Here is a 10,978-nt window from a genome sequence, read left to right as displayed (position 1 = left end):
CCCCTTCTATGTTCAACGGAGCACTGATCGGACCGATTTCATATCAGCGCTTCCTTACGATCCGCAGCGCAAGTGCTGCAATTTCCTCTGCCGCCTCCGGCTTTCCAAGCCGCTTCATCGCCGCCGCCATTGCCGTCCGCCGCGTGTCGTCCGCGAGCAGTCCGCGCAGAGAACGCTCAAGTACTGCGCCGCTGAGGTCGCTGTTGAGGATCACCTCTGCCGCTCCCGCAGCCTCTACCGCACGCGCATTTTTCTCCTGATGGTTCTCCGCCGCATACGGGTACGGGATGAGAATCGCGGGCACCCCCCGTGCCGCAAGTTCCGCCAGCCCCGTCGCGCCCGCGCGAAAGACGGCGACATCCGCCATCGCCATCGCCTCGGGCATATTGTAGAGATACGGCAGGACGCGCAGGTGCGGATGCTCCTCCAGATGTACCCCCGCACGGTGTATGCGTGCAAGCGTATCCGCGTATTCGTCCGCCCCCGTCACCCAGAGGTACTGCACCGCCGTCTGCTCCGCTGCCCGCGCAATGACCTCGACCATGGCGCGGTTGATGGAGCGTGCGCCACGGCTGCCGCCCGAGACGAGCACGGTCTTTTGCGCCGGATCAAAGCCAAAGCTCCGAGCCCCCTCCTCACGCGTTGCGGTCAGCACCTCCGGGCGGATCGGATTGCCCGTCACATACGTTTTTTCTTTCGGGAAGACATTCCGTGCATCCTCCATGCCCACGGCGATTGCCGTCGCAAATTTTGCGAGAATGCGGTTGGTTACCCCCGCAAAGACGTTCTGTTCCTGCACAAGTGTCGGTACACCTGCCATGCTCGCCGCGAGGAGGATGGGACCTGCGACATAGCCGCCCGTCCCAATCGCCACGTCGGGCTGAAAGCCATGCACGATGCCGCGTGCACGCGCCACGGCGCGCAGCGCACGCCACGCGCGTCCGATGTTTTCGAGCGACAGCTTCCGCTGAAATCCTGCGAGATCCATCGCGACAAAGTCGATCCCCTCGCGCGGCACGATGTCCGCCTCAAGCCCCCTGCGCCCGCCGACATAGAGAATTCGCGCGGACGGCTCGCGCCGCTGGATCGCGCGGATGATCGTGAGCGCCGGATAGATATGCCCGCCGGTGCCGCCGCCGGATACGATGATGTTCATAACTCGTTCACGATCCTCTTGAAGTCACGCCCGCGCTCCTCATAGCCGCCATACATGTCAAAGCTGGCGCACGCGGGCGAAAGGAGAACCGTCTGACCTGCTGCTGCGAGATCGTGTGCCATGTGCACCGCCATTTCCATGTGATAGCCTGCACGATGGATATGCTCCGCCGCAATCCCCGCATCGAGTGCCGCCGCACCGAACCGCTCTGCTGCATCACCGACAAGGATCAGCTCGTCCACACGTGCGCATACGAGCGTCATAAACTCCGTGAGATCGGTCAGCTTGTCATCGCCCCCCGCAATGAGGATGATATGTCCGTCGAACGCCTCAAGTGCCTTGATCGCCGAATCCGTATTCGTCGCCTTCGAGTCGTTGTAGTAGCTCACACCGTTCAATATTCGCACGAATTCAATGCGGTGCTCCACGCCCTTGAACGCACGCAGGACGGGACGCATCTCCGCAGAAGTCACGCCGGCAAAGAACGCCATTGCCGATGCCGCAAGCGCATTCTCGATGTTGTGCCCGCCCGGAATGCCCAGCTCATCGACCGGAATGAGGACATGCTCCTCCTCATTCCAACGAATGACAATCATGCCGTCTGCGCGCACAGTCGCCCCCTCGGCGAGTTCCTCGCGGCGGCCAAAGAAACAGACGCGCCCCTTCGCACGGTCAGCCATGCCGCGCGTATGCGGATCATCGTAGTTCAGCACGAGGAAGTCCTCTGCCGTCTGCGCGGCAAAGAGCTTCTCCTTCATCGCCTGATAGACCTCCATCGATCCATGACGGACGATGTGGTCGGGGGTCACGTTCAGCTCCGCAACAATGGCTGCATGAAAATGTGCGGTTGCCTCCATCTGGTAGCTGGAGATCTCCGCTGCAATCGCACCGTCCGCAGGGGTCGCCTCTGCCACGTCGATGAGTGGCACACCGATGTTGCCGCCAACGCCGACCGCAGGAAAATGCGCGCGCAAAAGCTCGCCGAGCAGCGTTGTCGTCGTCGTCTTGCCGTTCGTTCCTGTGATGGCATAGATGGGTGCACGCGCGATCTCCCCCGCCAGCTCCACCTCCGTGGTCACGCGGATCCCATGCGCACGCGCCGCCTGCACAAGCGGAATACGCTCAGGTACGGCGGGCGAGAGAACAATGAGATCTGTCCCCTCCAGCAGTTCTTCCCTTTGTGCGCCAAAGACGCAGGAGATTCCCTGCGTCCGTAGATCTTCAATATGTTGCTGTGTCAGCGGATCCTTTTCTGCGTCCGCCTCGTCCTTTGCATCCGAAAGCGTCACGCGTGCGCCCGCCGCAGCGAGATACTTCGCCGCTGCAAACCCGCTGATGCCCGCCCCGATGACGAGCGCAGACTGATTGTGATAGGACAATTCCCTGTGTCCCCCTTATTGGTAAAAGTATTTATGACATAAGTACGACAAATCCAGCGAGAAGCGCCCCCACTGCGCCGGCCGCCCAGAACGTATAAACCACGCGCGTCTCGCTCCATCCGCCAAGTTCAAAATGATGATGGATCGGACTCATGCGAAAGATGCGCTTGCCGCACGTCTGAAACGAGATGACCTGCAGAATCACGGACAGTGCCTCACAGACGAAAACAAAGCCCACAATCGGCAGCAGCGCCTCTGTGTGTGAGAGGATCGCCACCGCCGCGAGTCCCCCGCCAAGCGCGAGCGATCCTGTATCTCCCATGAAGATACGCGCCGGATAATGATTATACCACAAAAACCCCACACATGCACCCATGATTGCCGTAGAGAAAACCATCAGGCTGCTGTCCGTGCCGTACATAATCAGGGCGTAGAAAAGTGCTGCCACGGCGACCGTCCCCGAGGCAAGCCCGTCGAGTCCGTCCGTCAGATTGACCGCATTCGATGTGCCGACAAGAACAAAGACGACGAGCACATAGTACAGCGCGCCAATATCGAGCATCTCCCCCCAGATCGGCACCCATACGCTCGTATCATGTCCCAAGAGAGAACGCCCAATCAGGATGGTAACAAGGGCAATAAAGATCTGACCGAGCAGCTTCTGATAGGCGCGCAGTCCGAGATTGCGCTTTTTGACGACCTTGATGTAGTCGTCCGCAAAGCCGAGCAGAAAGTGCCCAAGAAAGATGAAGAGTACGAGCAGTGTCGTCACCGTAAACGGTGCAAAGAGGAGTGTCGCCGCCGTCACGGCGAGCACAATCATCACGCCGCCCATCGTTGGTGTTCCACTCTTTTTCTGATGGCTCGCAGGTCCCTCCTCACGGATGCTCTGCCCGTATTTCAGACGGTGCAGAAACGGAAGGAAGTAAACGCCGCTGAACAGAACAATGGCAAGTGCCGTCAGGAGCGTCAGAAGTACGCGCAGCTGCGGTGCAAGCAGATCCAGGATAGGTTCCATCAGTGCCCCGCTTCCTTGCCCGTCAGAAGCGTGATAATCGCCTCCATGCGCATGCCGCGCGATCCCTTGAAGAGAACGGTGTCACCGTCCGCGAGAAGTCCGCGCAGCAGCGCCGCAGCCGCCTCGTGTGTCTCCGCATGACGACAGATGGGACAGCCAGCCGCCTCGGCCGCCTCGTGCATCCACTGCGTCTGCGAACCGTAGGTCACAAGTGCCGCAAACCCAAGCTCCGCCACGCGGCGGCCGATCTCCCTGTGTGCCTCCTCGGCAACGGTTCCGAGTTCCAGCATATCGCCGAGTACAGCAATCTTGCGCTCCGGATAGAGCGAAGCCGTTGTCTCAATCGACACGCGCATAGAAGCGGGACTCGCATTGTAGGCATCATTGATGAAACGCCATGCGCCGACCTCATGTACCTCGTAGCGCATCTTTGCCGGGGTAAGCCGGCACAGCCCCGCCTGCATCTCCTGCGGCGTGAGTCCAAGAACAAAGCCGGCCGCAAGTGCCGCAAGCGCATTGCTGACATTGTGCCGCCCCGCAAGAGGTATGCTGTAGTCATGCCGCTCATTGCCCCACGTTACCATGAACTGAGAGCCGTCCACACCGCAGCGCAGTGCCTCGGCACGCACATCTGCACCTGCGCCGATCCCATAAGTCATAACGCGCACACCGTCTCCTGCGTATGCACGCATGGCAGAAACGCGCTCATCATCGCTGTTGAGGATGACTGTCCCGCCGGCAGGGATTGCCTGCACAAGCTCCGCCTTTGCCGCTGCAATATTCTCGATGGAGCCGAGGAGTTCGATATGCACCTCGCAGACATTCGTCACGATGCCAATGTTGGGCGCAGCAACGGGTGCAAGTTCTGCGATCTGCCCCAGCCCGCGCATGCCGATCTCGACGACGGCGGCGGTATCTTCCTCCGTTATGCCGAGCAGTGTCAGCGGCAGCCCGACTTCGTTGTTGTAGTTCGCCGCCGTCCGGCAGACCGCACCGCGCCCCGAAAGGACGGCGGCCGTCAGATCCTTTGTCGTCGTCTTGCCATTCGAGCCGGTGATCGCAACAACGGGAATCGGGAATTTCATGCGCCAAGCATGCGCGATGTCCTGATATGCCTTGAGCGTGTCCTCGGTCACGAGAACAGCCCCCTGTTCCTTTTTCAGCGCCTGCTCCACCGACTTGGAGATCGGCGTGCTGACCAGAACAGCTGCCGCGCCCTTGCGGAGGGCATCCGCGGCGAAGTCCGCACCGTCGAAATGCTCCCCGCGCAGAGCGACGAACAGATCCCCCGTCGCGATCCGCCGCGTATCTGTCGTAATGTGGGGGATCGTATCATTTTCACGCAGCTTTCCGCTGTGCAGAGCGGCACCCGTCGCCGCAAGCACCTCAGTCCATGTCATCGCCATACTACAGCCCCCTAATCGCTTCACGCGCCGTCTCACGATCATCGAAATGAATCGTCCCATCCTTTAGGATCTGATACGTTTCATGTCCCTTGCCGAGAATGACGACCGTATCGCCTGCGCGTGCCGTCCCTACCGCATGGAAGATCGCCGTGCGGCGATCCACAATTTTCTCATACGGCTTATCGCCAATCACAGGCAGAACGCCAACCTCGACCTCGTCCACAATCGCTGCCGGATCCTCCGTACGCGGATTGTCGGAGGTGAGAACAACAATGTCCGAAAGCTCCGCCCCAATCCGCCCCATGATCGGACGCTTCGTCCGGTCACGATCACCGCCGCAGCCAAAGACGGCGATGATGCGTCCGCGCGTCACAGCACGTGCCGTGCGCAGCACATTTTCCATACCGTCCGGTGTATGGGCATAGTCCACGATGACGGAGAATTTCTGTCCCGCGCGCACGAGTTCAAATCGTCCCGGAACGCCCGTGAACGCACTGAGCGCCGCCACAATATCGGAAGCGGGCAGCCCCTCCGCAAGTGCAGCACCAGTCGCCGCAAGCACATTATAGACGTTGAACAGCCCCGTGATGCCAATGTGCAGACGAGAAAATACCGCGCCGTCATGAACGAGTGTCAGCTCCATGCCATCCTGTGCGAGATGCACATCCTGCGCCATCAATGCCGCACTGTTTTCCACACCGTATGCAATGATGGGACAGTGTGTATGCGCGCGCATGATCTCACTTGCCGCATCATCCGCATTGAGAACAGCCGTCTTGCCCGCCTTCGTCCCCTCAGCCGACACGAGGTCGAAGAGGCGTGCCTTTGCCCGTGCGTAGTTCTCCATGGTCTTATGGTAGTCGAGGTGATCCTGCGTCAGATTCGTAAAGACTGCCGTATCGAACTCGATGCCCGCGACACGTCCCTGATCGAGCGCATGCGAGGAGACCTCCATGATGACGGTGTCCATCCCTCGTGTGCGCATCTCCGCAAGCAGCTGCTGCATCACAATGACATCAGGGGTCGTATTCGATGTAGGAAAGACCTCATCCTCCATCATGACCTGGATCGTTCCAATCAGCCCGACACGTTTTCCTGCATGGCGCAGAATTGCACGCGTGAGATAGCTCGTTGTCGTCTTGCCGTTTGTCCCCGTAATGCCGATGACACGCATGCTGCGTGCGGGGTAGTCATAGAAATACGGCACGATCACATCCAACGCCTCTTGGAGATTGGATACATGAAGAACGGAGATGCCTGCAGGCACCTCCACCCTCTCCCGCTCCGTCAAAATAGCGCGGGCACCAGCCCGCGCCACATCCGGTATAAAGCTGTGCGCATCCACATGAGCACCCGTGATACAGGCAAAGAGTGCTCCCTCCTGCACCCGCCGCGAGTCCCGCTCAACGCTCGTAATCACGGCGTCACTGCCCTCAAGGCGCGCACCCGGCAGAAGATCAGCGAGTTCCTTCAATCGCTTCGTCATGCCCCTCATTCCCCTTCATGCGAAAAATACATATTCTGCGGCACCCGCATTCCAAGCTCATCGACCGCGATTGCCTCGATGCGTGCGGGCGATTTCAGCTGTGCAATCTCAATCTTGAGGCGTTCGTTCTCCTGCTCAAGCTGCTCGGCATCCTGCTGCGTTTCGAGCAGAATATAGCCGTTCCTCGCGCCGATGCCGCCGAGCAGCGTCACGACCATGGCGCCGCATGCGATGAGGAAAAAGATGGCGCGCAGACAGTTGCGCAGATTCGTATTGATCTCTCGCCGAATCAGCGGCTCCTTTGGCGGTTCCAGCGGCTGTGAGGGCAGTGTCTCTGCCTCGTATTCGTAAGTATACAGTTTCCGTGCCGGCATACGCCCTCACCTCCTTCGTTGATGAATGATCTCCTATAATTTCTCTGCTACGCGCAGCTTCGCGCTCTTTGCACGCGGATTCGCGGCACATTCGGTACTGCTTGCCGCGCGTGCCTTGCCAATGAGCCGCACTTCGGGCGCGTGTCCGCAGATGCAGACCGGCGTCTGCGGCGGACAGATACAGTCGCGTGCAAGATCCCGCAGCGTCTGCTTGACAATGCGGTCTTCCAGCGAGTGAAATGTGATCACGGCAAGCCGTCCGCCCACACGAAGCGCATGCACGGCATCCTTGACTGCATCGGCAAGAATAGTCAGCTCCTCGTTGACCTCAATACGGATTGCCTGAAAGACGCGCTTTGCGGGGTGTCCACCCTTTGCGCGCACCGCCTTGGGCACAGCACGATCAATGACGGCAACGAGCTGCCCCGTTGTCTCAATGGGGCGAGACTTTCGTGCCGCTTCGATGAATGCGGCAATCCGCTTTGCCCAGCGTTCCTCACCATAAGTGTAGAAAATCCCTGCAAGCTGCGCCGCCGTGTACGCGTTGACAACGGTATAGGCACTCCGCGCACGGCGTCTGTCCATGCGCATATCGAGCGGCGCGTCCTGCATATAGGAGAACCCCCGCTCCGCCGTATCGATCTGGGGCGACGAGATGCCGAGATCGAAGAGAATACCGTCTACCGCCGAAAGCCCCTCGTGCGCGAGAATATCCCGCAGATGGCGAAAGTTGTCTCGCACGAGCGTGACCTTACACGAGACATCCGTGAGCCGCTCGGACGCTGCTGCAATCGCAGTCTCGTCCTGATCAATGCCGATCAGGCGCCCCGCAGGAGACAGCATAGCCGCGATGCGCCCCGCATGTCCCGCACCGCCGAGCGTGCAGTCCACATAGATCCCGTTCGGCTGAATGCACAGTGCTTCCAGTGTCTCATCTGGCAGAACGCTGATGTGATGAAAGTCGCTCATATCGTAATCCCATAGCCCGCAAGCTGCGTTGAGATCTCCGTGATATTCGGGTCAACCTCACCCGCATAGCGCAGCCACTTCTCCTTGTCCCACACCTCAATGCGCGTATCTGCACCCGTGAGGATAACATCCTGCTTGAGGCCGATATTCGCGTAGGTGCGCAGATTTGCCGGCACGAGAAAGCGCCCCTGCTTGTCGCATTCGAGCGTCCTTGCCCCCGCGATGAAGAAGCGGGCAAAGGCGCGTGCATTTGGATCGGCAATCGAGAGAGTCCGCAGCTTTGCGGCGAACTCATCCCACGCTGCCTGCGGGAAGAGAAAGAGACTGCCGTCGAGTCCCTTCGTGATGATAAAGGAAACGCCGAGTTCTTGTCGGAAGTCGGCAGGCAGAATGACGCGGCCTTTGGCATCAATGCTGTGGGTGTATTCCCCCATGAACATCTCGCCGCACCACCCTTCAGAACCGATCCTCCATTATGTGGCACAACCCACCACAATCCGCCACTTTCTTTAACAGTTATAGCAAAAATACCCTTTTTTATCAAGAAAACAAGCATTCCCATTTCCTCTCATAACAGACTAAAAAAGCCCTTCACTCCGCGAAACGAAAGGGCAGGAAGAGGATGCTGCACGTCCATGAATGCACAAAAAAAGGACTTACCTCCTATGTGGAAGTAAGTCCCTAAGGAATCGTTGATAAAATGAAGTCTGTCAGATTGGCGTAGATTTTTTCGTCCGAACAAGGCGGAAAACCGGACGCAGAGTGGTGCTCTGTGGAGGATTTTCCGCCGAAGTGCGGGCAAAAAAGATGCGTCAAGATGATGGTGCTGAATTTATCAGTGCTTCCCTAATCTGTGCTGTTCAGATGAGTTCGTGTGCGATCATGTACTCCGCAATCTGGAGCGCGTTGAGCGCCGCACCCTTGCGGATCTGATCGCCGCAGATCCAGAAATTCAGCGCGTTCTCCGTCGACTCATCGCGGCGCAGGCGGCCGATCTCGACATCGGTCTTGCCCGAGGTGAAAAGCGGCATCGGGTATTCCTGCTCCGACGGATTGTCACGCAGGATCACGCCCGGGAATGCCGCAAGCGCCTTGCGCGCCGCATCGAGCGAGACCTCACGCTCGAACTCGACATTGACAGACTCGGCATGGCTGCGGTAGACGGGCACGCGTACCGTGGTCGCCGTGATGCGCAGGCTGTCATCCTCCATGATCTTCTTCGTCTCATCGATCATCTTCATCTCCTCTTTCGTGTAGAGGTTGTCCATGAAGACATCGATCTGCGGAATGAGGTTGAACGCGATCTGATAGTGCTTTGGCAGCTTGCCGACGGGCAGCACATTCGCCTCGGCATCCTTCCCCGAGGAGAGCGCAGCGACCTGATGTTCGAGCTCTGTCATGCCTTCCTTGCCTGCGCCGGAGACCGCCTGATAGGTCGAAACGACGATGCGGCGGATCTTCGCGAGATCGTAGAGCGGCTTCAGCCCCATGACCATGATGATGGTCGAGCAGTTCGGGTTCGCAATGATGCCCTTGTGCTTCTTGATCGCCTCGGGGTTGACCTCGGGCACGACGAGCGGCACCTCCGGATCCATGCGGAACGCGCTCGAATTGTCAATGACGACGGCACCCGCCTTCACGGCGTGGGGGGCAAACTCCTTGCTCGCCGCACCGCCCGCAAAGAGCGCAATGTCGATGCCCTCGAACGAATCGGGGGTCGTCTCCTGTACGGTATACTCCTTACCCATGAAGGCAATCTTTTTGCCCGCCGAGCGACTGGACGCGAGCAGACGCAGTTCCGAGAACGGGAACCGCCTCTCCTCAATGAGATTCAGGAATTCCTGCCCGACGGCACCCGTTGCGCCAAGGATGGCAACACGATATTTCTTCATAATGTACTCCTTACAGCAATTTATCCAGTCCGACCGTGAGCGACGTAAGTCCGCGCACCTTCTTTGCCGCGAGCACAACCCCCGGCATGAAGGACTCGCGATTCAGCGAGTCATGGCGGATTGAAAGCGTCTGTCCGAGTCCGCCGAAGATGACCTCCTGATGTGCGACATAGCCCGGCAGACGTACGCTGTGAATGCGCATTCCCTCATACTCTGCACCGCGCGCCCCTGCGATCTTCTCCTCCTCGTCGGGATGCCCCTGCACATGCGGGGCACGCACCTCAGCGATCATGGCCGCCGTCTGCACAGCCGTACCCGAGGGTGCGTCCAGCTTATTGTCATGGTGAAGCTCAATGATTTCCACATCCGGCATATATTTTGCCGCCATACGGCTCATGAGCATCATGAGGACAGCACCAATGGCAAAATTAGGTGCGATGAATGCAGGAGTCTCGTTCTCGTCCGCCGCCGCCTTGATCGCCGCCTTCTGCTCCTCTGTGAGTCCCGTCGTTCCGACGACGGGCGAAACCTTGTGTGCGAGTGCCGTCAAGACGTTTCCGTAGACCACATTGGGGCGCGTAAAGTCAATCATTACATCCGGCTGCAGACGCGTGAGCGCTGCCGCCAGATCAGTCTCAACAAGGACGCCGTTTGCCGCCGCCCCTGCAAGTTCGCCCGCATCCGCGCCGCCCACAATGTCAACCGCGCCGACGAGTTCCAGATCCGCATCATCCAACACGGCTTTCAGCACCGCGCGTCCCATGCGTCCCGCAGCGCCACTTACCAAAACCTTTGTCAAGGCAATCCCTCCATTATCTCAGTATGCCGTTATTCTAGCCCAGAGAATCCCCGCATGTCAAGGAATACAACCAGAGGAACATCACTTAGCAAGTTCCAGTTTCTGCATAATCGCATTTTGCAGTGTCTGGGAGAAGTTCAGTCCGATCCGCTCCGCCTCAACGTTCATCCAGTAGGGCACAGACAGGGTTTTCTTGACAAAGCGCTTGCTCTGTTTCTCCCGAAACGCAGGCATAAACGCCTCCACTAACATGAACATCTCGTTCTTCTGTAAGTCCTCCTGCTCTGCCAAGGTCTTCATAGACGAGGGGCTTGGAATCTCCTCTGCGTCCTGCTCCATTCCGTAAAGATGAAGTGTAAGTGCCTCACGAGCCATACGTACAGCCTCTTCTTCGTCTTGCCCAAAGGTAATACATCCGGGCAGATCAGGAAACACGATATGCACACCATCTTTTTCATAGCTGAAAATGGCAGGATAACGATAAAAATCTGGAAACATG

At 58.6% G+C, this 10,978-nt stretch carries 11 protein-coding genes; all 11 read right to left on the bottom strand.

The annotated features are described in order from the left end of the window. Positions 1 to 43 precede the first annotated feature (43 nt). Positions 44 to 1,156 (bottom strand): undecaprenyldiphospho-muramoylpentapeptide beta-N-acetylglucosaminyltransferase, encoded by a 1,113-nt coding sequence (gene murG, locus C8273_RS05095; protein ID WP_106626677.1) that lies wholly within the window; start codon positions 1,154 to 1,156, stop codon positions 44 to 46. Further along, positions 1,153 to 2,535, bottom strand: coding sequence for a UDP-N-acetylmuramoyl-L-alanine--D-glutamate ligase (gene murD / locus C8273_RS05090; RefSeq protein ID WP_106626676.1), 1,383 nt, complete (start codon positions 2,533 to 2,535; stop codon positions 1,153 to 1,155). Before murD ends, murG begins: the two co-directional genes overlap by 4 nt. A gap of 31 nt (positions 2,536 to 2,566) precedes the next feature. Continuing rightward, a complete protein-coding gene (mraY, locus tag C8273_RS05085; RefSeq protein ID WP_106626675.1) occupies positions 2,567 to 3,553 on the bottom strand; it encodes a phospho-N-acetylmuramoyl-pentapeptide-transferase in 987 nt (328 codons plus the stop codon). Beyond that, on the bottom strand, positions 3,553 to 4,959 hold the full coding sequence (locus tag C8273_RS05080) for a UDP-N-acetylmuramoyl-tripeptide--D-alanyl-D-alanine ligase (protein ID WP_106626674.1): 1,407 nt from the start codon (positions 4,957 to 4,959) through the stop codon (positions 3,553 to 3,555). Before C8273_RS05080 ends, mraY begins: the two co-directional genes overlap by 1 nt. Before the next feature lies 1 nt (position 4,960). Continuing rightward, complete coding sequence (locus C8273_RS05075) at positions 4,961 to 6,445, bottom strand: UDP-N-acetylmuramoyl-L-alanyl-D-glutamate--2,6-diaminopimelate ligase (RefSeq protein ID WP_106626673.1); 1,485 nt, start codon at positions 6,443 to 6,445, stop codon at positions 4,961 to 4,963. Between the two features lie 5 nt (positions 6,446 to 6,450). After that, positions 6,451 to 6,819 (bottom strand): cell division protein FtsL, encoded by a 369-nt coding sequence (locus C8273_RS05070; RefSeq protein WP_106626672.1) that lies wholly within the window; start codon positions 6,817 to 6,819, stop codon positions 6,451 to 6,453. Between the two features lie 33 nt (positions 6,820 to 6,852). Further along, positions 6,853 to 7,788 carry a 16S rRNA (cytosine(1402)-N(4))-methyltransferase RsmH gene (gene rsmH / locus C8273_RS05065; protein WP_106626671.1) on the bottom strand — a complete coding sequence of 312 codons (936 nt, stop codon included), beginning with the start codon at positions 7,786 to 7,788 and terminating at the stop codon, positions 6,853 to 6,855. Beyond that, complete coding sequence (gene mraZ / locus C8273_RS05060; protein ID WP_106626670.1) at positions 7,785 to 8,228, bottom strand: division/cell wall cluster transcriptional repressor MraZ; 444 nt, start codon at positions 8,226 to 8,228, stop codon at positions 7,785 to 7,787. The genes rsmH and mraZ overlap by 4 nt, the downstream gene beginning before the upstream one ends. A 420-nt stretch (positions 8,229 to 8,648) precedes the next feature. Beyond that, complete coding sequence (locus C8273_RS05050) at positions 8,649 to 9,680, bottom strand: aspartate-semialdehyde dehydrogenase (RefSeq protein ID WP_106626668.1); 1,032 nt, start codon at positions 9,678 to 9,680, stop codon at positions 8,649 to 8,651. A gap of 10 nt (positions 9,681 to 9,690) precedes the next feature. Next, a complete protein-coding gene (dapB, locus tag C8273_RS05045; protein ID WP_106626667.1) occupies positions 9,691 to 10,479 on the bottom strand; it encodes a 4-hydroxy-tetrahydrodipicolinate reductase in 789 nt (262 codons plus the stop codon). 81 nt (positions 10,480 to 10,560) lie between these two features. Further along, entirely contained in the window at positions 10,561 to 10,977 is a 417-nt protein-coding gene (locus tag C8273_RS05040; RefSeq protein ID WP_106626666.1) for a type II toxin-antitoxin system HicB family antitoxin, read from the bottom strand. Position 10,978: the final 1 nt, after the last annotated feature.

It is taken from the genome of Candidatus Centipeda massiliensis (assembly GCF_900290285.1).
In the GTDB taxonomy this organism is placed as follows: domain Bacteria; phylum Bacillota; class Negativicutes; order Selenomonadales; family Selenomonadaceae; genus Centipeda; species Centipeda massiliensis.
Note: the sequence above shows the minus strand (reverse complement) of the source record. Positions and strands in the feature narration are given on the sequence as shown.